Genomic DNA, 22716 nt, shown 5'->3' with positions numbered 1-22716 from the left:
AGGATCAGGCCCGGCTGCCCAGCCGGCTGTGGCGGATGCCGTAGCCGAAATAGATCACCAGGCCGAGTACCGTCCAGCCCACGAACACCTTCCAGTGTTCCTGGAACGCCTGGAAGAACAGGAACAGGCAGGCCACGGCGCCCAGCGGGCAGATCAGCATGGCCAGCGGCACCCGGAACGGACGCGGCAGGTCGGGCTTGGTGAAGCGCAGCACCATCACGCCGGCACAGACGGTGGCGAAGGCGAGCAGGGTGCCCATTGATACCAGCTCGCCGAGCACGTTCAACGGAATCATCCCTGCCAGCAGCGCGGCGATCACGCCGACGAACAGCGTGCCGACATACGGCGTGTGGAACTTGGGATGCACCTTGCCGAACAGCTTGGGCATCAAACCGTCCTTGGCCATGGTGTAGAAGATGCGCGGCTGCGCCATCAGCATCACCAGCACCACCGAGGACAGGCCGGCGATCGCACCGATCTCCACTGCGGTCTTGAGCCAGGTCAGTTGCGGGTGCGCTTCCAGTGCGGTGGCGACCGGCTTGGCGGTGCCCAGCTGGGTGTAGGGAAGTAGCCCGGTCAGCACCGCGCAGACGATGATGTAGATGACCGTGCAGATCGCCAGCGACACCAGGATGCCGATCGGCATGTTCTTCTGCGGGTCCTTGGTTTCGCCCGCCGAGGTCGAGACCGCGTCGAAACCGATGTAGGAGAAGAACACGATGGAGGCGGCACGGAACACCCCATCCCAGCCGAACTTGCCGGGGCCGGCGTTTTCCGGGATGAAGGGATGCCAGTTGGCCGGGTCGATATAGGCGATGCCGAAGCCGACGAACAGGCAGATCACCACGACCTTGATCGCCACCACGATCGCATTGGCGAACGCCGACTGGGTGACGCCGACGTAGCACAGCATGCTCACCGCCGCGACGATCAGCACTGCCGGCAGGTTGATGAGATTGCCGGAGCTGACGAAGCCGTGCCCGTCCCATGTCAGCGGCGCACCGGCCAGTTCTGCCGGAAACGGCAGACCGAGCGTGCCGGTCAGGAAGCTGATGAGATAGGCCGACCAGCCGACGGCCACGCTGGCACCGGCGAACAGATACTCCAGCACCAGGCACCAGCCGATGAACCAGGCGATGCCCTCGCCGAGGGTGGCGTAAGAATACGAATAGGCACTGCCGGATACCGGCATCATCGCCGCGAACTCGGCGTAGCACAGGCCGGCGAAGGCGCAGGCGACGCCGGCGAAGACGAAACTCAGCATCACTGCCGGGCCGGCATGATTGGCGGCAGCCTGACCAGTCAGCACAAAGATGCCGGCGCCGATCACTGCGCCGATGCCGAGCATGATCAGGTGCTTGGCGGTGAGGGTCCGTCGCAGCGTGGCCTCGCCTTGCAGGCTGCTGCCTTCGACCGGTTCGCCCGCATCGACGTGTGCGGCGGGCTCGATCGGTTTGACCCTCAACAGAGACTTCAGCATTCGGTACATCCCCAAGTGGCAGGCGTCGGGCGCTGGCGCCCAGGCAAAGGTGTGCGCCGCGTCCCGATAGGACAGGCAAGCGGCCTACCTTGCCAAAGCTACACGCTCACGACAAGCGCAAACGCAGCATGAATGGCGATAATGGCCGTTTGGCGACGAGCGACCGAGAGCGACAGATGGCAGATGCAACCCTGCGGCAGCAACTGGCCGCCTACCGCGCGCGCTGGCCCGACGAGGCCGTGGTGGCTGATCAGTTCGCACAGTTGCTGGACGATGCCGGCGATCCGTTCGTGCGCGAGCGGGTCGAAGGTCATTTCACCGGCTCGGCCTGGGTGGTGAGCGCCGATGGCGCCCGCACCCTGCTCACGCACCACCGCAAACTGCAGCGCTGGCTGCAGCTGGGCGGGCACGCCGATGGCGACCGTGACCTGGCGCAGGTGGCCTTGCGCGAAGCCGAAGAAGAGTCCGGTCTGACCGGTTTGCGGTTGGCGGACGCCGACTTGTTCGATCTGGACCGCCACTGGATCCCCGCGCGCGGCGAGGTGGCCGGGCACTGGCATTACGACGCGCGCTATGTGGTGGTCGCGGGTGTGGATGAGACCTTCAAGGTCAGCGAAGAGTCGCTCGCTTTGGCGTGGCGGCCGATCGCCGACCTATTGGCCGAGCCTGAGCTGGATCCGTCGATGCGGCGCATGGCCGAGAAGTGGATGGCCCGAGGCGTGTGATGGGTGCTGGGCGCGCGCCCTCATCCGCCCTGCGGGCACCTTCTCCCGCAGGCGGGAGAAGGGAGTAGGCCGGAGAAGGAGCTAGCGGCAGAAGGGCGACCTGCACTGCCTTCTCCCGCAAGCGGGAGAAGGGAGTTGGACGGGGAGGGGGCTAGCGGCAGAAGGGCGACCTGCATTGCCTTCTCCCGCCTGCGGGAGAAGGTGGCGCAACGCGCCGGATGAGGGGCACTCTTGCATCAACGGATCAATACAAGATCCGCGTCCGCAAGGTCCCTTCGATCAAGGCCAAGCCTTCCTTCATCGCGGTGGCCTGCGCTTCGCTGGCGCTTACATCGATTACCACGTAGCCCACCTTGGGATCGGTGCGCAGGAACTGGCCGTCGATGTTGACGTTGTGGCGCGAGAACAGTTCGTTGATCTGCGACAGCACGCCCGGCACGTTGCGATGGATGTGCAGCAGGCGCAGGCTGTCGGCATGCTCGGGTAGCGTCACCTCGGGGAAGTTCACTGCCGATAGCGTGCTGCCGTTGTCGCTGTAGCGCACCAGTTTGGCGGCCACTTCGACGCCGATGTTGTCTTGCGCTTCCAGCGTGCTGCCGCCCACGTGCGGAGTCAGGATCACGTTGTCGTGCGCGGTCAGCGGCGACTCGAACGCGTCGCCATTGCCCTTGGGCTCGATCGGGAACACGTCCACCGCCGCGCCGCCGATCTGGCCGGAGCGCAGTGCCGCATCCAGCGCCGCGATATCGATGACGGTGCCGCGCGAGGCGTTGATCAGGTGTGCACCGGGCTTCATGCGGGCGATTTCGGCCGCGCCGATCATGTCCCTGGTGGACGGCGTTTCCGGCACGTGCAGCGTCACCACGTCTGCGCGGCCGAGCAGGTCGTCCAGGTCGATGGCCGCGCGTGCGTTGCCCAGCGACAGCTTGGTTTCGATGTCGTGGAAGATCACCTGCATGCCCAGCGACTCGGCCAGCACGCCGACCTGGGTGCCGATATGCCCGTAGCCAATGATGCCAAGCACCTTCCCGCGCGTTTCGTGACTGCCGGCGGCAGACTTGGACCAGCCGCCGCGATGGCATTCGGCATTCTTCTGCGGAATGCCGCGCAACAGCAGGATCGCTTCGGCGATGACCAGTTCGGCCACGCTGCGCGTGTTGGAGTAGGGCGCATTGAACACCGGAATGCCGGCCAGCTCGGCCGCCTCCAGGTCCACCTGGTTGGTGCCGATGCAGAAGCAGCCGATGGCGATCAGGCGCTTGGCATGCGCCAGCACCTCGGCGCTCAGCTGGGTGCGCGAGCGGATACCGACGATATGCGCTTCGGCGATGCGCGCGATCAGTTCGTCTTCCGGCAACGACTTGGCGTGCAGCTCGATCTGCGAATAACCGGCGGCGCGGAACACATCCACGGCGGTCGGGCTGATGCCTTCCAGCAACAGGACGCGAATGTCCTGTTTGGGAAACGAGGTTCTCTTCGGCGACATGGGGGAGCGCACTGCAGCAATCGGGCCGGCAACTATGCCAGATGGGGTGCCGGATTTGGCAGTCGCAGCGACCGCGCCAATGCGTTGCGGCCCTTGCGCTGCAACGGTTTCAGCTGAATCCAACACCGCGCCGGCGCAGCGCATCGCAGCTGGACGGGGCCGACGCACACTGGCACGCTGTGCGGTTCCTACCGCCGTGCCGCGCGCCATGACCGATCCCCGCATTGTTTCCTTGCAACAGGCCGTGCCCGCGTTGCGTTTGAAAACCGAGCCGGCCGACCTGGAGCACTACGGGCGCGACTGGACCCGGCGCTGGACACCCAACCCGTTGGCCATCGCGCTGCCGGGATCGGTGGACGAGGTGCAGGCTGTGATGCGCTGGGCGAATGCGCAGGACGTGGCCGTGGTGCCCTCGGGCGGCCGCACCGGTCTCTCCGGCGGCGCAGTGGCCGCCAACGGCGAGCTGGTGCTGAGCCTGGAACGCCTGAACAAGCCGCTGGACTTCAACGCGGTGGATCGCACGCTCACCGTGCAGGCGGGCATGCCGCTGGAAGCGGTGCACAACGCCGCCCGCGAACACGGGTTGATCTACCCGGTGGATTTCGCTGCCCGCGGTTCGTGTTCGATCGGCGGCAACATCGCCACCAATGCCGGCGGCATCCGGGTGATCCGCTACGGCAACACGCGCGAGTGGGTGGCCGGCCTGAAAGTGGTCACCGGTGCCGGCGAGGTGATCGAGCTCAATCACGCGCTGATCAAGAACTCCAGCGGCTACGATTTCCGGCATCTGATGATCGGCTCGGAAGGGACCCTCGGCATCGTGGTGGAAGCGACCCTGCGGCTGACCGATCCGCCGCCGCCCGGCAGTGTGATGCTGCTGGCATTGCCGTCGTTCGACGTGCTGATGCAGGTGTTCGCCGCATTCCGCGCGCAATTGCGTCTGGAGGCATTCGAGTTCTTCACCGATCGTGCGCTGGAGCATGTGCTGGCGCACGGCGCGCAGGCGCCTTTCGCGCAGGTCCATCCGTACTACGTGGTCACCGAGTTCGCTGCTGGCGACGAGGCACAGGAAGCGGCCGCGATGGCGGCCTTCGAGACCTGCATGGAGCAGGGCTGGGTCAGCGACGGGGTGATCAGCCAGAGCGATGCGCAGGCCGCGCAGTTGTGGCGGCTGCGCGAGGGCATCACCGAAGCGCTGGCGCGCTACACGCCGTACAAGAACGACGTATCGGTGCGCATTTCGGCGATGCCCGCGTTCCTGGCCGATACCCAGGCCTTGCTGGGCGAGGCGTATCCGCACTTCGACGTGGTGTGGTTCGGTCATATCGGTGACGGCAATCTGCATATCAATGTGCTCAAGCCCGATGCCACCAGCCAGGCCGACTTCGTGTCCGCCTGCGATCAGGTCACCAAGCTGCTGGCGCAGGCCCTGCAGCGCTGCGGTGGCAGTATTTCGGCCGAGCACGGCATCGGTCTGGTCAAGAAGCCGTATCTGTGGAGCACGCGCTCGGCCGCGGAAATCGCGCTGATGCGCGGCATCAAGCAGGTGCTGGACCCGCGTCTGTTGCTGAATCCAGGCAAGCTGTTCGAGATGCATGACGCGCCCGGAAGCGCGCCCGCCGGTTAGTCTTCCCGCACCTTCACATGGAAACGACATGCCGATGATGCGCTCTCTTGTGTTCTGTGCATTGACCGTGCTGCCGCTGGCAGCGTTCGCCTCCAGCCTGGCCGGCACCTCGGCTGGCGCCTCGTCGGCCGGTTCGTCCAATAGCAGCAGTTCCGGCGATGACAAGGTGGTTGCCGACGCGCGCGAAGACGCCGCCGGCTTCGTCGCCAGCAACGGCGCCATCCGTGGCGCGCGCCTGGAAGCGGCACTGCTGCAACTGCGCGCGCGCAGCGATGCGGCGCGCCTGGCCAGCGATCTGGAACTGGCGCAGTCCATCCTGGCGCAGTGAAGCGCCGCCGCTGGCGTCGGTGGCTGTGGCTGGCCGCAGTGATCGCAGCGGCGTCGCAGGTGCACGCGCAGGAGCAGCAGCGGCCCACGCTGCAACTCGTGCCGGCATCGGCCGACCTGAGTGAGGCCGAGCGCGCCGCCAGCGAGGCTCTGGTGACGCTGGTGCTGCGACGCTTGCCGCCGCAGTGGTCGCAGCGCAGCGTGGCGCCGATCCAGCTGGAATGGCGTCACGATCTGCCCGCGCGGGTGCATGGCCGCGCGATCGGCAAGCGTGTTCTGCTGGATCGGGCCTTGTTGCAGGCCTGGAGCGCGCAGCCGGCCGGCGATCGCGACGATGCGGCCATGCCGGCCACGCGCGCGGCAATGGCCGCCATGGTGCACGAGCTGGCGCATGTGCTCGACCGTGGTGCCGGCAGCGTGTTGTCGCGCGATCCGCGTCTGCGCGATCTGGCGGGCTGGCAGGTGCGGCCCTGGCGCATCGGGCGTGGCGCCAACAACTTCAGCGATCGCAGTCCCGACGACTATGAGCGGCAGAATCCGGCCGAGTTCGTCGCGGTCAATCTCGAACATTTCGTGCTGGATCCGGACTATGCCTGCCGGCGTCCTGCACTGGCGGCCTGGTTTTCGCAGCAGTTGGGGTCGCCGCAGGGAAGCGCTCGCTGCGCCGCGGCGCTACCGTACCTGCAGGCCGACAACGATGCCGGCGCGATGTCGTTGCTGATGCTGGACCCGGCGCGTGTCTATGCCGTGGACTACCTGCTTGCCGAAGGCAACCAGCAGCCGATGAGCCGCTGGGGCCACAGCATGCTGCGGCTGGTGATCTGCGCGCCCGGTCGCGCGCCGGGGCCGGCGTGCCGGCTGGACCTGCAATACCACCGGGTGCTGTCGTTCCGCGCCTTCGTCGGCGATGTGCAGATTTCCAGCTGGCGCGGGCTCACCGGCGCGTACCCCTCGCGCTTGTTCGTGCTGCCGTTGAATCAGGTGGTGGACGAATACACCAAGGTGGAACTGCGTGCCCTGTCCTCGGTGCCACTGGCGCTGACGCCTGCAGAGATCGCGGAGCTACTCGCACGCGCTGCACAGGTGCATTGGAATTACGACGGACGCTATTACTTCGTCAGCAACAACTGCGCGGTGGAAACCTACAAGCTGCTGCACGATGGCGTGCCGCGGCTGGCCGCAGCCGATCTGTCCTCGATCACGCCGCGCGGTGTGCGCAAGCGCCTGCAACGTGCGGGCATCGCCGACCTGCGCGTGCTGGACGACCGTGCGCAGGCGACGCGCCAGGGCTATTACTTCGAGTCGGCCGCCGCGCATTACCAGGCGATGTTCGATGTGCTCCGGCGCGGCTGGCCGGTGCCGCAGACGCGTGTGGCGCAGTGGCTGGATGCGTCGCCACAGGCGCGCGCGCAGTGGTTCGATCGCGGCGGCCTGCGCGCGACCGCGGCGGCACTGCTGCTGGAGCAGGCGGCCCTGCGTCGCCAGGAGTTGCTGGCACGCGATGCGCTCAAGCGTCTGCTGAGACCCGGCGCGACCGGACGTGACTCGGTGCAGGGTCAGCTGCAGTCGCTGTTCGCGCGGCAGGCCCAGCTCAGTCATCCGGCCACGCTATTGGGTAGCGCCGGCTACGGACTGCCGCAAGCAGATGAGCAGAAGGACCTGAGCGCACGCGTGGCACAGGAAACCGGCGTACTGGTCGACGGCTGGAAACAACTGCAGGCGCTGGGGCGGCAGCAACTGCCGGCCGACGTCCGCACTGGATTGGAGCAGGGCGAGGCGAATGTGCAGCGCCTGCGCGCACGCCTGCGCGAGCTAGCGCGCGGTGATGCGGCTGCCGACAAAGTGCGGTCGGATATGGGGATGCCTCTGCAGGCGCAATAGCGATTCGGACCACGCCGGGGGAGGGAGGTACCAGCCTCTCTCCCTGTGGGGCGAGAAGTCACTGCTTGCGCGCCACTGGCGCGCGTGGTTTGGAGCGCCCGCGCTGCTGGCGCGGGCCGGGGCGCGGAGCTGAGGGTACGGGGCGGGGGTCTTGTCCAGGTCGCACCGCATGAGGCTTCGCCCGCGGTCTCACCCGGCGCTTTGTGCCACCTTCTCCCGATGGGGGGAAGGAATGCGCTATCGCCTGCAGCTGTAAGTCCCAGTCCCCGGCGCTCTTGCCAGGGGCGACGCAACGCACCAACTGCTACCTATCACGGCAGCCGGCGCACCTCAGCGAGCCGGTTGCAGATCCGCCTGCACCGAATACTTGCGCAGCCAGTCGCTGACCTGCGCGTTGTTGCGATACTGCTTCACTAGCTTTGCAAGCCGTGCCGGTGCCGGCGTGCAGAACTGCGCGATCGCCACTTCGATCTCGTGGCGACGATCGGCGTCGTACGGCTCCTCGCCCGCGAAGTGCGCGCAGGTGTCGTAGTCCTCCACCAGCGTGCGCACATCCTCCGGCATGCTGCACAGGCCGGGCGGATGTTGCAGCCACTCCTCTTCCACCTTGGCATCGGTGCAGGCCGTCGGCGCAGGTGCGGGTGTGGATGTCGGCGCCGGGGCTGGTTGCGCCGTGCAGGCGCCCAGCAGCCCCAGCGTCACCACAACGACCAGCTTGCGCATCAGTCGGCGCGGCCTGCGAACTCGCCGGTGGTGGTGTTGACCAGCACGCGCTCGCCGTTGCTGATGTACTCGGGCACCATGATTTCCATGCCGGTGTTGAGCTTGGCCGGCTTCGGGCGCTTGGTGGCGGTGCCGCCCTTGAGCTCGGGCGGGGTTTCCACCACTTCCAGCGTCACCGTCTGCGGCAGCTGCACGGCCACCGGCTGGTCGTCGATCACCTGCACATAGATGCCGGTCAGGCCATCGGTGATGTAGCCGGCATCGGTGCCGATCACGTCCGCGTCCAGCGTGTATGGGGTGAAGTCTTCGTCGTCCATGAACACGAACGCCTCGCCATCCTTGTACGAGAACGTCGACTGACGGCGCAGCAGTTCGACCTCGGGCAGGTTGTCGTCGGCATCGAAGCTGGCGTCCAGCTTGGCGCCGCCGGGCACGCTGTACATGATGAAACGGAATCGCACATTGCCGCCGCGCCCCTGCGGGGAGCTACGCTCGATGTCGCGGATCTGGTAGATGCCGCCGTTGTATTCGACGACGTTGCCTTTCTTGATGTCGTTGGCTTTCATGGGTTGAGTCAGGGATTGGGGAGTGGGGATTCGGGATTGGCAAAAGCAGGATTGCAGGAGGCGGGAAGGGTGCGGGGTTCTTGCTGTGACGAATCCCAAATCCCGAATTCCCAATCCCGGCTACTTGGGCGCCAACCGCACGCCGCCATCCAGGCGAATGACCTCGCCGTTGAGGTAGCGGTTACGCAGGATGAAGGCGACGGTGTCGGCGTATTCGTCGGGTTGGCCCAGACGCGAAGGGAACGGGATCGCCGCGGACAGCGACTGCTGTACCGCTTCGGGCATGCCGTCGACCATCGGGGTCCAGAACACGCCAGGGGCAATCGTCATCACGCGGATGCCGAAGCGCGCCAGCTCGCGCGCCATCGGCAGGGTCATGCCGACCACGCCGCCCTTGCTGGCGGCATAGGCGGCCTGGCCGATCTGGCCCTCGAACGCAGCCACCGATGCGGTATTGATGATCACGCCGCGCTCGCCATCCTCGCCAGCGGGGTTGTGCTGCATCACATCGGCCGCAGCCTTGGCGACATTGAAGCTGCCGACCAGATTGACCAGCACGGTGGTACGGAAGGTCGCCAGCGGCATTGGCGCCTCCTTGCCCAGTACGCGGCCGGCGCCCAGGATGCCGGCGCAATTCACCACCAGGTTGAGTCCGCCCAGTACCTGCGCAGCCTGCGCGATATTGGCCGACACCTGCGCCTCGTCGGTGACATCGGTGGCGAAGTAGTGCGCATTGCCGGAACCGAGCAGGGCCAACGCCGCGTCGGCCTTGTCGGCATTGACGTCGAACAACGCCACCTTGCCGCCATCGGCCACGATGCGTTGCGCCACCGCCAGGCCCAGGCCGGACACGCCGCCGGTGATGACGGCAAGGACAGAAGCTGGCTGCATGGCATGGTTCCCTGTAGAAGCGTTGAGCTCGCGGATGGAGCGCGCGCGGCCGGCAATTCTAGCCGAAGCCTTTGCGCGATCGTGGTGGTGATACCTGCGCGGCGAAGACCTCAGTCAGCCGCCGCCAGCGCCTTGCCCGCTTTGCTGCCGGTCTCGCGGCCCAGCAGTTGCGCCAGCCAGCGGCCGGTGCGGGCGAGGGCAGGCAGGTCGATGCCGGTGGGCATGCCCAGGCCCTGCAGCAGGTACGCCACGTCTTCGCTGGCGACATTACCGCTGGCGCCCTTGGCGTACGGGCAGCCGCCGGCACCGGACACGGCGGCATCGACCACGCGCACGCCCTGCTCCAGGCAGGCGGCGATATTGGCCAGCGCCTGGCCGTAGGTGTCATGGAAATGCACGGCCAGTGCCTGCATCGGCACCTCCTGCGCCACGGCGGCGAGCATCTGGCGCGCCTTGCGCGGGGTGCCGACGCCGATGGTGTCGCCCAGCGAGATTTCGTAGCAGCCAAGCGCATGCAGCCGTTGCGCGACATTCACCACGTCGGCCACCGGCACCTCGCCCTGGTAGGGGCAGCCCAGCACCGTGGACACGTAGCCGCGTACCCGCACGCCGTCGATACCGGCCCGCTCCAGGATCGGCCGGAACCGTTCGATCGATTCGTCGATGCCGGCATTGGTGTTGGTGCGATTGAACGTCTCCGATGCGGCAGTGAACACCGCCACCTCGCGCGCGCCGGCGGCATGCGCACGCGTGTAACCCTGCAGATTCGGCACCAGCACCGGATAGGCGATGTCAGGCGTCTGTGCGATGCCGGCGAACACCTCGGCGGCGTCGGCCAGTTGCGGCACCCAGCGCGGGCTGACGAAGCTGGTGGCTTCGATGGTGCGCAGACCGGTGGCCGACAAGCGATCGATCAGCGCGATCTTGTCGGCGGTAGCGATCGGTTGCGCCTCGTTCTGCAGTCCATCGCGTGGGCTCACTTCGACGATGCGGACGAAGTCGCTCATGCGACCGGGTCGCCGTGCAGGTTGCCGCAGGCGAGCTCGAGATGGTCGGTTGCGCTCACGCCACGCTCTCCGGCATCCAGGCGGGAGTGCGCTTGTCGAGAAACGCGCCCAGGCCCTCCTGGCCCTCGGGCGAGACGCGCAGGCGCGCGATCCAGGCGGCGTTGGCGGCATCGACGGCATCGCGATCGGCGGCCGGCAGGACCGAACGCACCAAGGCCTTGGCACTGCTGGCGGCCAGCGGCGCAACCGCCAGCAGCAGCCGGACCTGGCGTTCCACCGCCGTGTCCAGCTGATCGGCCGCCACCAGCTGATGCAGCAGGCCCAGTTGCTGTGCGGTGCCGGCATCGAAGATTTCGGCGGTGGCGAACCAGCGCCGCGCCTGGCGCGCGCCGATGGTGGCGACCACGTAGGGCGAAATCACGGCCGGCAGCAATCCGAGCTTGCTCTCGGTCAGGCCGAAACGCGCTTCGGTGCAACCAATGGCGATATCGCAACAGGCCACCAGGCCCACGCCGCCACCGAAGGCGGCGCCGTTGACGCGCGCAATCGTGGGTTTGGCAAGTTCGTCGAGCGTGCGCATCAGGCGCGCCAGCGCCAGCGCATCGGCGGCGTTCTCCGCCTCGCTGGCGTTGGCCATGCCGCGCATCCAGTTCAGGTCTGCGCCTGCGGAGAATGCATCGCCGGCACCGGTCAGCACCACCACGCGAATCTGCGGGGCACTGCCGGCCTGCTGCAAGGCTTCGGTGAGCGCGGCGATCAGTGTCGCATCGAAGGCGTTGTGCACGGCGGGGCGATGCAACCGCAAGGTGCGGACCGGTCCCTGGTCCTCGACGATCAAGCCGGTGTCCTGCATTGCGCATGCGTCCATGAATGGGATGCGAACCATGATAACGGCACGGCTGGCCGGAGCCATGACGCGGTGCGTCGATGCTAGAATTGAGAACCATTCCTAACAATCAGGCCGTCTTTGTGACGTTGTCCGACATGCCCCTGCACCGTGCCGCCATCGTGGACTCCGTGGAGGATCGTCTCCCCAACGACACGATCGCGCGGCGCCTGCGCGAGCTCGGCTTCGTCGCCGGGGAAGAGGTCACCGTGCTGGCGACCGGACCGGTCGGTCGTGAACCCTTGTTGGTGCAGGTGGGCTACACGCGCTTCGCCCTGCGGCGCAGCGAGGCCGCTCGGGTGCAGGTGCGCGAACAAGGGGGGTCGGCATGAACGCGGCCGCGGTTCCGTTGCGCCTGGCGCTGGTGGGCAACCCCAACAGCGGCAAGACCGCATTGTTCAACCAGCTCACCGGCAGTCGGCAGAAGGTCGCCAATTACACCGGCGTCACCGTCGAACGTAAGGAAGGGCATTTTCGCGCACCGTCCGGGCGCGACTTCGCGGTACTGGATCTGCCAGGCGCCTACAGCCTGCAACCGGCCAGCCTGGACGAGGCGATCACCCGCGATCTGTGCCGCGGCTTCTACCCGGGCGAGCCCGCACCGGACGTGCTGGTGTGCGTGATGGACGCGACCAATCTGCGCCTGCACCTGCGCTTTGCGCTGGAGTTGCGCGAGTTGGGCCGGCCGATGATCGTGGCGCTGAACATGGTCGACGCCGCGCAGCGGCGCGGCATCGTCATCGATCTGCCGGCGCTGGAGCAGGCGCTGGGTGTGCCGGTGGTCGAAACCGTGGCGGTACGGCGTGGCGGCGCGAAGGCGCTGGTGGAGCGGCTGGATGCGCAGGCGAGCAGCCTGGCCGTGCCGACCGCCACCCCGCCGGCCGACGGCAATTATCACGCGCTGGTACGGCAGATACTGGATGCGGCAGTGACCATGCCCGCACGCACCTCGCGGGTGGACGACGCGCTGGATCGCTGGTTGCTGCATCCGCTCTGGGGGTTGGTGACGCTGGCGGTGGTGATGTTCCTGATCTTCCAGGCGGTGTATGCCTGGGCCACGCCGGTGATGGACCTGATCGATGCCGGCACCGCTGCGCTGGGCGAATGGGTCGGCACCACCTTGCCGGAAGGCCCGCTCAACAGCCTGCTCAAGGACGGCATCATCGCCGGCCTGGGCGGGGTGATTATTTTCCTGCCGCAGATCCTGATCCTGTTCGCCTTCATCCTGGCGCTGGAGGAATCCGGTTACCTGCCGCGTGCGGCCTTCCTGCTGGACCGCATGATGGCTGCGGCCGGGTTGTCCGGGCGTTCGTTCATTCCGCTGCTGTCGAGCTTCGCCTGCGCGGTGCCGGGCATCATGTCCACGCGCAGCATCCAGGACCCCCGCGACCGGCTCGCCACCATCATGGTCGCGCCGTTGATGACGTGCTCGGCGCGCCTGCCGGTGTACGCGCTGCTGATCGGTGCCTTCATTCCGCAGAAGACGGTATGGGGCATCTTCAACCAGCAGGGGCTGGTGCTGTTCGGGCTGTATGCCGCGGCCATCGTCAGTGCGCTGCTGGTGTCGTGGACGATGAAGAAATGGCGCCGTGACAAGAGCGAGCACCCGCTGATGCTGGAGCTGCCGTCCTACCGCGTGCCGCAGTTGCGCGATATGGCCCTGGGGCTGTGGGAGCGCGCCTGGATCTTCCTCAAGCGCGTGGGCGGCATCATCCTGGCGCTGACCATCCTGCTGTGGTTCCTGCTGTCGTTCCCGGCGGCGCCGGCCAATGCCACCTTGCCGGCGATCGACTACAGCTTCGCCGGTCGCATCGGTCACGCAATGGCGGTGTTCTTCGCGCCACTGGGCTTCAACTGGCAGATCTGCATCGCGCTGATCCCAGGCCTGGCCGCACGCGAAGTGGCAGTGGCCTCGCTGGCCACGGTGTATGCGCTGTCGGCCGCCGACGACGATGCCGCCGCGCAGGCCTTGTCGCCGTTGATCAGCGACGGTTGGTCGCTGGCCACCGCGTTGTCGCTGCTGGTCTGGTACATCTATGCGCCGATGTGCATCTCCACCCTGGCCACGATCAAGCGCGAAACCAACTCGTGGAAACAGATGACCGTCAGCGCGGTATACCTGTTCGCGCTGGCCTATATCGCCTCGCTGGTGACCTACCAGCTTGCGGTTGCGCTCGGTGCCGGCTGAGATGGAACTCTCGCTCACCCTGCAGTACCTGGTCATCGCCGTCGCGGTCCTGATCAGCGTATGGGTGGTGATGAAGAAGCAGTTCCCCGGTACGGTGCGGCGCCTGCGCGGTGCGCTCGCGCTCGCGCTGGTGCGCGAAGGGCGGCCCGCTTGGCTGCAGGCGCTTGGCCGCCGCGTCGCGCCGCCGGCCAGCCAGGGCGGTGCGTCCTGCGGTGGTTGCGACAACTGCGGCCCGACGCCGCCCCGCAAGCACTGAGCTACGCAAGCTCGGCTACACTTGCGCGGCCGCAGGACGCGGCATGACAGGGGATGGCAGATGCGTTTGCTGGTGTTGCTGGCGATCCTGGCCGCTGTGGCCGGGCTGTACAACTATGGCGGTAACTCGCTGGATGAAAAACAGGTGCGCGAGTTCTACGCCGCGCAGGACAAGGCGATGATGGGCCAGGATGGCGAGGCCCTGTGCGGGATGACGGCGCCGGAATTCGAAATGGTGGTGCTGTACCGCATGGATTCCCATCAGAAGCGCGAGACCACCAACCGCGCCAAGTACTGCAAATCCAACGGCGAATGGGCGCAGGTGCTGAGCCAGATGCGCCATGTCGCAGAGCCGGAAGAACTGATCGACTACAAGCAGACGATCACAAAGATCGAGATCGCGCCCGACGAGCGATCGGCGCTGGTGGAAACGCGCGCCACGCTCGGCCTGCCGGGCCTGCGCATGACCTTCCGCGCGCGCGACAAGCTGATCCGTCAGCGCTGGAAGACACTGATTGCGCGCAGCGAAGGCACGGCCTGGGTAGGGCCGGCCTACAACTAGCCCGGCGCGCGCGATAACCGCGCGCTCGGAGTACGCGTGACCGATCCAGGTCTGCGTCGATGGCCAGGGCCGTCGACTTCCCGATGCCATCTGCAACTGCTGCATGCAAATGCACGCTGCGGTGCACAGCGTGCACGCAATAGTGGTTGGGTATGCTTGTGCCATGACCACTTCCTTCCAGATCTCCCGACGTGCGCAGGCGCTGACCAGTTCGGCGATTCGCGAAATCCTCAAGGTGACCGAGCGGCCGGAGGTCATCTCCTTCGCCGGTGGCCTGCCATCGCCGGCGACCTTCCCGGTGGAGCGCATGCGCGCGGCCAGCGACCAGGTGCTGCGCGATGTGCCGCAGGCCGCGCTGCAATACGGCCCGACCGAAGGCTATGCGCCGCTGCGCGAATGGGTGGCCGCGCGGCTGAGCCGCGATGGCGCCAGCATCCGGCCCAGCCAGGTCTTGATCACCACTGGCTCGCAGCAGGGCCTGGATCTGCTGGGCAAGGTATTCATCGACGAAGGCAGCAAGGTGTTGGTGGAGACGCCGAGCTATCTCGGAGCCTTGCAGGCGTTCTCGCTGTTCCAGCCGAGCTTCGTCGGCATGCCCTCCGACGATGAGGGCGTGGTGGCCGAAGCGCTGGATCCGGCACTGCTGGCCGATGCGCGTTTCCTGTACTGCCTGCCGAATTTCCAGAATCCCACCGGGCGCCGCTTGCCCTTGGCGCGGCGCCAGATGCTGGTGGAGCGCGCAGCGCAGGCGGGCGTGCCCATCGTCGAAGACGACCCCTACGGCGAGCTGTACTACAGCGGGCAACCGTTGCCGAGCCTGTTGTCGATGAATCCCGAGGGCGTCGTCTACATGGGCTCGTTCTCCAAGGTGCTCGCGCCCGGTCTGCGGCTGGGCTACGTGGTCGCACCGGAAGCGGTACTGGGCAAGTTGATCCAGGCCAAGCAGGCGGCCGATCTGCACACGCCATCGTTCACTCAGCGCGTGGTGTACCAGACCCTGCAGGACGATTTTCTCCAGACCCATATCCCGCAGATCCGCGCCCTGTACGCACGCCAGTGCAGCCTGATGCTGGAAGCGCTGGACCGGCATTTCCCGGCTCAGGTGCGGTGGAACCGCCCCGAAGGCGGGATGTTCCTGTGGGTGAGCCTGCCGCCGGGGCTGGATGGCACCGCGCTGTTGGCGCGGGCGATCGCGCGCAATGTCGCGTTCGTGCCCGGCGCGCCGTTCTTCGCCACCTTGCCGCAGGCCAATACCTTGCGCCTGTCGTTCGTCACGGTACCGGGCGAGAAGATCGATGCCGGCATTCGCGTGCTGGGCGAGGTAGTGCGTGAAGCGCTGGCCGAGATGCCGGGGCAGGGCGCGTGATGGTGCAGGAGACAGTCCTGCAGGCGCCGGTCGCCACGTTGATCGACAGCGTCGCCATCGGCATCGCGCGCGATTTCACCCGTCCGGACACCCGCAGTGCGATCGACAAGCGCGTGGTGCCCGGGCCGGTGCGCGTGGATGTGAGCGGGCTGGAGGGCGACGAGCAAGGCGACCGCCGGGTGCATGGCGGGCCGGACAAGGCAATCCATCATTACCCGCGCGACCACTATGCCGCCTGGTGCGACGAACTTGGTGCGCATGCGCTGCTCGAGGCGGCCGGCGCGTTCGGCGAAAACCTCAGCAGCACCGGGTTGACCGAAGCCGACGTCTGCCTGGCCGATCGCTTCGCGCTGGGCACGGCGGTGGTGGAGGTGTCGCAATCACGCCAGCCATGCTGGAAGTTGTCCGATCGCTTCGGCGTACGCGACATGGCGCGTCGCGTGCAGGATAGCGGCCGCACCGGCTGGTACTACCGCGTGTTGCAGCCCGGCATCGTGGTTGCAGGCGACAGTTTGACCTTGCAGGCGCGTCCGTATCCGCGCTGGCCGCTGTCGCGCTTGCAACAGCTGCTCTACGCACGTGCAGTGGACGAAGCCGCCATCGCCGAGGTGCTGGCACTGCCGCTGGTGCCAGCGTGGCGTAGCCTGTTCGAACGTCGCCTGCAACGCAGCCAGATCGAAAGTTGGAGCAAGCGTCTGGACGGCCTGGAAGAATAAGCAGCACCGCTTGCCAGCGCTCACGCTCGTCGAGCCAGCAGCCCGCGCCTCGCAGTGAACGTCCCACGACCTTCTGCATCCACATACGGCTTCCGGCGTCGGCTTTTTTCGAATCCCCAATCCCGAATCCCGATTCCCGGCACCTTGTGCAACCCCCGCAGCCTCGCTAGCCTGCGGGCATGACGACGTCTCCTGTAAAAGTATTGATCCACGGCGCCTCCGGGCGGATGGGCAAGGCCTTGCTGCGTCTGGCGGCTGAAGACGATGCCCTGCAGGTCGTGGGCGCGGTGGTGGGGCGCTCTCCTGCGCAGCGCGTGGTGGAGGGCGTGCCGTTCTTCGCTGCCAGCGAGCTGGGCGGAGCGCCGGCCTTCGATGTGGCGATCGATTTCAGCCTGCCGCAGGGTTTTGCGCCGATCCTGGCCTTGTGTGCACAGCGCGGCAAACCGCTGGTATCGGGCACCACCGGGCTGGACGAGGCGCAGCGCAGTGCATTGCTGGAAGCGGCGCAACAGATTCCGCTGGTGTGGGCGTCCAACTTCAGCCTGGGTGTGGCGGTGCTTGCCGAGCTGGTCGAACGGGCCGCCGGCACCTTGCCGGGCTGGGACTGCGACATCATCGAGGCACACCACGTGCACAAGCAGGACGCGCCCTCGGGCACCGCCCTGACCCTGGGCGAAGCTGCGACCGGCAGCGGTGCGCAGCCGAGGTTTGCCAGCCTGCGTGCCGGCGACATCGTCGGCGAACACACGGTGCAGTTCACCGGGCTGGGCGAGCGGGTGGAGCTGGTACACCGCGCCACCAACCGCGATATCTTCGCGCGCGGGGCGCTGCATGCGGCCAAGCGCCTGACTGGCCGGCCGGCCGGCAGTTACCGGGTACGCGATCTGGTGTTGTAGCCACTGCGCAACCGGGCATGAACGGTTGCTGTGGCGATTGCCGTCTTCACCCGCATGTTGAGCTGCCATTGCCTCCGCTCGCACCGTGCGGACTGGCAAGCCAGGGCACTTGCCATTACAATTCTCGCTTGCCCGAACCAGCGTCGGACCGGTCCTCAGCACCGCGTCCGCGCTTTGCTGCAACCGGAATTTGGCCGGGAGCGCATCGGAGTCCCAGGCAGCCAGAGCGAGACCCCACGTGACCCAACCCGCAATCCTTGTCCTCGAAGACGGCACCGTGTTCGAGGGCGAATCCGTAGGCGCCAACGGGCTTTCCGTCGGCGAAGTGGTGTTCAACACCGCCATGACCGGTTACCAGGAAGTCCTGACCGATCCCTCCTACGCCCGCCAGATGGTCACGCTGACCTATCCGCATATCGGCAACACCGGCTTCACCGACCAGGACGACGAGGCCAGCAAGATCTGGGCCGCCGGCCTGATCGTGCGCAATGTGCCGCGCCGTCCCAGCAACTGGCGCAGCCAGGTGGCCCTGCCGGAATGGTTGCAGGCACGTGGTGTGGTGGCCATCTCCGGCATCGATACCCGCAAGCTCACCCGTCTGCTGCGCGAAAAAGGTGCGCAGAACGGCGCGCTGATGGCCGGCGAGATCGACGTCGACACCGCACTGGAAGCCGCGCGCAAGTTTCCCGGCCTGAAGGGCATGGACCTGGCCAAGGTGGTTTCGACCGAGACCAGCTACACCTGGCAGGAAGGCCAGCTGGACCTGAACTCAGGCGCCTTTCTGGGTCTCGGTGCATTGAATAGTGGAAAGTCCGCACATGGAAGTGCGGGCTCTGGCGAGGGACTCGCATTCAAAGTTGTCGCCTATGACTACGGCGTGAAGCTCAACATCCTGCGCATGCTCGCCGAGCGCGGTTGCGACGTCACCGTGGTGCCGGCACAGACCCCGGTGGCCGAGGTTCTGGCGATGAATCCAGACGGCGTGTTCCTGTCCAACGGCCCAGGCGATCCGGAGCCCTGCGATTACGCCATCGCCGCGATCAAGGAATTGGTCGCCAGGAAGGTGCCGACCTTCGGCATCTGCCTGGGGCATCAGCTGCTGGCGCTGGCCACCGGCGCCAGGACGCTCAAGATGACCACCGGCCACCACGGCGCCAATCACCCGGTGCAGGATCTGGATGGCGGTCGGGTGATGATCACCTCGCAGAACCATGGTTTCGCCGTGGACGAGAGCACGCTGCCGGCCAATGTGCGCGTGACTCACCGTTCGCTGTTCGACGGCACCAATCAGGGCATCGCGCTCACCGACGCACCGGCGTTCTCGTTCCAGGGCCACCCGGAAGCATCGCCGGGCCCGCGCGATGTGGGGCCATTGTTCGACCGGTTTACGGCGCTGATGCGGGACGCTGCACGTCGGGACCCGGGACCCGGGACCCGGGACCCGGAGAAGGCAGTTTGATGGCGGTCTCCCATTTTCGGGAGCTCGAAATGTGGCAGCTGTCGATGCAGCTCGCCGAAGATGTGTATTTGCTTACTGCATCGTTGCCGGCTGTCGAGCGTTACGGTCTGACAGCACAACTTCAGCGCTCCGCGGTGTCGATTCCTTCCAATATCGCCGAAGGCAATGCACGAGGCTTTACGCGGGATTACGCACGTTTCGTCGCGATCGCCATGGGGTCGTGCGCCGAACTGCAGACCCAGTTGCTACTCGTCGAAAGGCTTGCAATGGGCGAGCCTGCAGGACTGAACAGCGCGCTGCAGCTCTGCGAGCGTGTGAGTCAAATGCTTTCCAGATTGCAGCAGTCACTGCAGCGTCGGCTTGAATCCGGGTCCCGAGTCCCGGGTCCCGGGTCCCGCATCTCAGAGAACGTTGAGGATTACTGAAAAATGCCACGTCGTACCGACCTTAAAACCATCCTCATCATCGGCGCCGGCCCGATCGTCATCGGCCAGGCCTGCGAGTTCGATTACTCCGGCGCGCAGGCGTGCAAGGCGTTGCGCGACGAGGGCTACCGCGTGGTGCTGGTCAACAGCAACCCGGCCACGATCATGACCGACCCGAACATGGCCGACGCCGTGTACATCGAGCCGATCAACTGGCAGACGGTCGAGAAGATCATCGCCAAGGAACGGCCCGATGCGCTGCTGCCGACCATGGGCGGGCAGACCGCACTGAACTGCGCGCTGGATCTGGCCGATCACGGCGTGCTGGAGAAGTACGACGTCGAACTGATCGGCGCCAAGCGCGAAGCGATCCGCATGGCCGAAGACCGCGAGCTGTTCCGCGTGGCGATGGGCGAGATCGGCCTGGAATGTCCCAAGGCCGAAGTGGCGCACACGCTGGAAGAAGCGCTGGATATCCAGACCCGCGTCGGCTACCCGACCATCATCCGCCCCAGCTTCACCCTGGGCGGCAGTGGCGGCGGCATCGCCTATAACCGCGAAGAGCTGATCGAGATCGTCGGCCGCGGTCTGGAGCTGTCGCCGACCACCGAGGTACTGGTGGAAGAATCGGTGCTGGGCTGGAAGGAATTCGAGATGGAAGTGGTCCGCGATACCGCGGACAACTGCATCATCGTCTGTTCGATCGAGAACCTCGATCCGATGGGCGTGCACACCGGCGATTCGATCACCGTGGCACCGGCGCAGACGCTGACCGACAAGGAATACCAGCGCCTGCGCGATGCCTCGATCGCGGTGCTGCGCAAGATCGGCGTGGACACCGGCGGGTCGAACGTGCAGTTCGGCATCAGCCCGACCACCGGCCGGGTGGTGGTGATCGAAATGAATCCGCGCGTCTCGCGCTCCTCGGCGCTGGCCTCCAAGGCCACCGGCTTTCCGATCGCCAAGGTCGCGGCCAAGCTGGCGGTGGGCTATACGCTGGATGAGTTGCGCAACGAGATCACCGGTGGGCTGACCCCGGCCTCGTTCGAACCGTCGATCGACTACGTGGTCACCAAGATTCCACGCTTTGCGTTCGAGAAGTTCCCGCAGGCCGATGCGCGCCTGACCACGCAGATGAAGTCGGTCGGCGAGGTGATGGCGATGGGCCGCACGTTCTCCGAATCGCTGCAGAAGGCGCTGCGTGGCCTGGAAACCGGCAAGATCGGGCTGGATCCGACCGGCCTGGATCTGGGCAGCGAAGACGATCTGGTCGTGCTCAAGCGCGAGCTCAAGGCACCGGGCCCGGAGCGGTTGTTCTACGTGGCCGATGCCTTCCGGGCCGGCATGACGGTGGACGAGGTCTACGCGCTCTCGTTCATCGACCCCTGGTTCCTGGACCAGATCGAAGAGCTCATCGGCCACGAACAGCAACTGGCCGACGACGGCATGGCGGCGCTGGATGCAGCGCGTCTGCGCACGCTCAAGCGCGCCGGGTTCTCCGATGCGCGTCTGGCCCAGCTCACCGGCAGCAACGAGGAATCGGTGCGCACCTTGCGGCGTGCGCTCAAAGTGCGCCCGGTCTACAAGCGCGTGGACTCGTGCGCAGCCGAATTCGCTACCAGCACCGCCTACCTGTATTCGACCTACGAGGACGAATGCGAGGCGCTGCCTACCGGTCGCGACAAGATCATGATCCTCGGCGGTGGCCCCAACCGCATCGGCCAGGGCATCGAGTTCGATTACTGCTGCGTACACGCGGCCTTGGCGCTACGCGACGATGGTTTCGAGACCATCATGGTCAATTGCAACCCGGAGACCGTGTCCACCGACTACGACACCTCCGACCGCCTGTACTTCGAGCCGCTGACGCTGGAAGACGTGCTGGAGATCGTCGAGCTGGAGCAGCCCAAGGGCGTGATCGTGCAGTACGGCGGGCAGACCCCGTTGAAGCTGGCGCGTGCGCTGGAAGCCAATGGCGTGCCGGTGATCGGCACGTCGCCGGATTCGATCGACCTGGCCGAGGACCGCGAGCGCTTCCAGCAGCTGGTCGACAAGCTGGGCCTGAAGCAGCCACCGAACCGCATCGCCCGCAATGCCGAAGAGGCCCTGGTGCTGGCGCGCGAGATCGGCTACCCGCTGGTGGTGCGCCCGAGCTACGTGCTGGGCGGCCGTGCGATGGAGATCGTGTACGGCGAATCCGACCTGGCGCGCTACGTGCGCGACGCGGTCAAGGTGTCCAACGATTCGCCAGTGCTGCTGGACCGCTTCCTCGACAACGCGGTGGAAGTGGACGTGGACATCATTGCCGACAAGGACGGCAAGGTGCTGATCGGCGGGGTGATGGAACACATCGAGGAAGCCGGTGTGCATTCGGGCGATTCGTCCTGCTCGCTGCCACCGTACTCGCTCTCGCCCAAGACCCAGGCCGAACTGCGTCGCCAGGTGGTGATGCTGGCCGAAGGCCTGAATGTCGTCGGCCTGATGAACACCCAGTTCGCGGTCCAGGTCAACGATGCGGGCGACGACATCGTGTATCTGCTGGAGGTCAATCCGCGCGCATCGCGCACGGTGCCGTTCGTGTCCAAGGCCATCGGCATGCCGCTGGCCAAGATCGCCGCGCGTTGCATGGCCGGCAAGACGCTGGCCGAGCAGGGCGCCACCAAGGAAATCGTGCCGGACTACTACTCGGTGAAGGAAGCGATCTTCCCGTTCGCCAAGTTCCAGGGCGTGGACCCGATCCTCGGGCCGGAGATGCGCTCCACCGGTGAGGTGATGGGCGTGGGCCGCAGCTTCAGTGCCGCATTCGCGCGTGCGCAGGAAGCCGGTGGCATCAAGGCGCCGCCGGTGGGCAAGGCCTTCGTATCGGTGCGCGATCCGGACAAGCAGCGCGTGCTGCCGGTGGCGCAGGCGCTGGTGGAACGCGGCTTCACCCTGGTGGCCACCCGCGGTACCGGTGCCTGGCTGCAGCAGAACGGGCTGAGCTGCGAGATCGTCAACAAGGTCGCCGAGGGCCGCCCGCATATCGTCGATTCGATCAAGAACGGCGAGATCGTCTATATCGTCAACACCACCGAAGGCCGCGCCGCCATCTCCGACTCGTTCTCGATTCGGCGTGAAGCGCTGCAGCACCGGGTAACCTATTCGACCACTGTCGCCGGCGCCAAGGCGCTGGTGCATTCGCTGGAATTCCGCGGCACCGGCCCCGTCTGGTCGCTGCAGGAACTGCACAAGGAGCTACAAGCATGAGAGC

The 22716-nt window shown here is 66.4% G+C and carries 21 protein-coding genes; 14 read left to right on the top strand and 7 right to left on the bottom strand.

Annotated elements, in window-relative coordinates:
• Positions 1 to 4: 4 nt before the first annotated feature.
• Positions 5 to 1480 carry an amino acid permease gene (locus LL964_RS06880; RefSeq protein WP_167395455.1) on the bottom strand — a complete coding sequence of 492 codons (1476 nt, stop codon included), beginning with the start codon at positions 1478 to 1480 and terminating at the stop codon, positions 5 to 7.
• Between the two features lie 176 nt (positions 1481 to 1656).
• Here LL964_RS06880 and LL964_RS06875 point away from each other — a divergent pair, with 176 nt between their 5' ends.
• Positions 1657 to 2205, top strand: a complete 549-nt coding sequence (locus LL964_RS06875; protein WP_104588848.1) for an NUDIX hydrolase — start codon at positions 1657 to 1659, stop codon at positions 2203 to 2205.
• A 244-nt stretch (positions 2206 to 2449) separates the two neighbouring features.
• Here the strand turns inward: LL964_RS06875 and serA are convergent, their stop codons facing one another.
• Positions 2450 to 3691, bottom strand: a complete 1242-nt coding sequence (gene serA / locus LL964_RS06870) for a phosphoglycerate dehydrogenase (RefSeq protein WP_104588847.1) — start codon at positions 3689 to 3691, stop codon at positions 2450 to 2452.
• 208 nt (positions 3692 to 3899) lie between these two features.
• Between serA and LL964_RS06865 the strand changes: the two genes are divergently transcribed.
• From LL964_RS06865 to LL964_RS06855, 3 genes are read left to right on the top strand one after another with little or no spacing between them, the layout of a single operon-like run.
• Positions 3900 to 5318, top strand: coding sequence for an FAD-binding oxidoreductase (locus LL964_RS06865; protein WP_104588846.1), 1419 nt, complete (start codon positions 3900 to 3902; stop codon positions 5316 to 5318).
• Positions 5319 to 5352: 34 nt separating this feature from the next.
• Positions 5353 to 5646, top strand: a complete 294-nt coding sequence (locus LL964_RS06860; RefSeq protein WP_104588845.1) for a DUF2388 domain-containing protein — start codon at positions 5353 to 5355, stop codon at positions 5644 to 5646.
• Positions 5643 to 7526 carry a DUF7844 domain-containing protein gene (locus tag LL964_RS06855; RefSeq protein WP_104588844.1) on the top strand — a complete coding sequence of 628 codons (1884 nt, stop codon included), beginning with the start codon at positions 5643 to 5645 and terminating at the stop codon, positions 7524 to 7526. The genes LL964_RS06860 and LL964_RS06855 overlap by 4 nt, the downstream gene beginning before the upstream one ends.
• Before the next feature lie 330 nt (positions 7527 to 7856).
• On the opposite strand, the gene LL964_RS06850 is transcribed toward LL964_RS06855, so the two are convergent.
• The 5 genes from LL964_RS06850 to LL964_RS06830 form a co-directional block, all read right to left on the bottom strand.
• On the bottom strand, positions 7857 to 8249 hold the full coding sequence (locus tag LL964_RS06850) for a hypothetical protein (protein WP_104588843.1): 393 nt from the start codon (positions 8247 to 8249) through the stop codon (positions 7857 to 7859).
• The gene (gene yeiP / locus LL964_RS06845) at positions 8249 to 8815 is read right to left on the bottom strand and encodes an elongation factor P-like protein YeiP (RefSeq protein ID WP_104588842.1); all 567 of its coding nucleotides are present in this window, start codon (positions 8813 to 8815) and stop codon (positions 8249 to 8251) included. The genes LL964_RS06850 and yeiP overlap by 1 nt, the downstream gene beginning before the upstream one ends.
• A gap of 120 nt (positions 8816 to 8935) precedes the next feature.
• Positions 8936 to 9706 carry an SDR family NAD(P)-dependent oxidoreductase gene (locus LL964_RS06840; protein ID WP_104588841.1) on the bottom strand — a complete coding sequence of 257 codons (771 nt, stop codon included), beginning with the start codon at positions 9704 to 9706 and terminating at the stop codon, positions 8936 to 8938.
• A 110-nt stretch (positions 9707 to 9816) separates the two neighbouring features.
• Positions 9817 to 10713, bottom strand: coding sequence for a hydroxymethylglutaryl-CoA lyase (locus tag LL964_RS06835; RefSeq protein ID WP_104588840.1), 897 nt, complete (start codon positions 10711 to 10713; stop codon positions 9817 to 9819).
• A gap of 55 nt (positions 10714 to 10768) precedes the next feature.
• Positions 10769 to 11566: an enoyl-CoA hydratase-related protein gene (locus tag LL964_RS06830; protein ID WP_104588839.1), complete on the bottom strand. Its 798-nt coding sequence runs from the start codon at positions 11564 to 11566 to the stop codon at positions 10769 to 10771.
• Between the two features lie 116 nt (positions 11567 to 11682).
• Between LL964_RS06830 and LL964_RS06825 the strand changes: the two genes are divergently transcribed.
• The 10 genes from LL964_RS06825 (at position 11683) to carB (ending at position 22712) form a co-directional block, all read left to right on the top strand.
• On the top strand, positions 11683 to 11931 hold the full coding sequence (locus LL964_RS06825) for a FeoA family protein (protein ID WP_104588838.1): 249 nt from the start codon (positions 11683 to 11685) through the stop codon (positions 11929 to 11931).
• Complete coding sequence (feoB, locus tag LL964_RS06820; protein ID WP_104588837.1) at positions 11928 to 13787, top strand: ferrous iron transporter B; 1860 nt, start codon at positions 11928 to 11930, stop codon at positions 13785 to 13787. The genes LL964_RS06825 and feoB overlap by 4 nt, the downstream gene beginning before the upstream one ends.
• Before the next feature lies 1 nt (position 13788).
• Positions 13789 to 14043, top strand: a complete 255-nt coding sequence (locus LL964_RS06815; RefSeq protein ID WP_104588836.1) for a DUF6587 family protein — start codon at positions 13789 to 13791, stop codon at positions 14041 to 14043.
• Positions 14044 to 14103: 60 nt separating this feature from the next.
• Entirely contained in the window at positions 14104 to 14604 is a 501-nt protein-coding gene (locus LL964_RS06810; RefSeq protein ID WP_104588835.1) for a hypothetical protein, read from the top strand.
• A 163-nt stretch (positions 14605 to 14767) separates the two neighbouring features.
• Positions 14768 to 15970 (top strand): aminotransferase-like domain-containing protein, encoded by a 1203-nt coding sequence (locus LL964_RS06805; RefSeq protein ID WP_104588834.1) that lies wholly within the window; start codon positions 14768 to 14770, stop codon positions 15968 to 15970.
• A 2-nt stretch (positions 15971 to 15972) separates the two neighbouring features.
• Positions 15973 to 16686, top strand: coding sequence for an MOSC domain-containing protein (locus LL964_RS06800; RefSeq protein ID WP_425478217.1), 714 nt, complete (start codon positions 15973 to 15975; stop codon positions 16684 to 16686).
• 179 nt (positions 16687 to 16865) lie between these two features.
• The gene (dapB, locus tag LL964_RS06795; RefSeq protein ID WP_104588832.1) at positions 16866 to 17582 is read left to right on the top strand and encodes a 4-hydroxy-tetrahydrodipicolinate reductase; all 717 of its coding nucleotides are present in this window, start codon (positions 16866 to 16868) and stop codon (positions 17580 to 17582) included.
• A 238-nt stretch (positions 17583 to 17820) separates the two neighbouring features.
• The gene (gene carA / locus LL964_RS06790; protein ID WP_104588831.1) at positions 17821 to 19041 is read left to right on the top strand and encodes a glutamine-hydrolyzing carbamoyl-phosphate synthase small subunit; all 1221 of its coding nucleotides are present in this window, start codon (positions 17821 to 17823) and stop codon (positions 19039 to 19041) included.
• Complete coding sequence (locus LL964_RS06785; protein ID WP_104588830.1) at positions 19041 to 19466, top strand: four helix bundle protein; 426 nt, start codon at positions 19041 to 19043, stop codon at positions 19464 to 19466. Before carA ends, LL964_RS06785 begins: the two co-directional genes overlap by 1 nt.
• A gap of 3 nt (positions 19467 to 19469) precedes the next feature.
• On the top strand, positions 19470 to 22712 hold the full coding sequence (gene carB, locus LL964_RS06780; protein ID WP_104588829.1) for a carbamoyl-phosphate synthase large subunit: 3243 nt from the start codon (positions 19470 to 19472) through the stop codon (positions 22710 to 22712).
• The last annotated feature ends 4 nt before the right edge of the window (positions 22713 to 22716 follow it).

It is taken from the genome of Xanthomonas melonis, from assembly GCF_020783655.1.
Lineage (GTDB): Bacteria > Pseudomonadota > Gammaproteobacteria > Xanthomonadales > Xanthomonadaceae > Xanthomonas > Xanthomonas melonis.
This window is presented reverse-complemented; position numbering and strand designations above follow the sequence as displayed.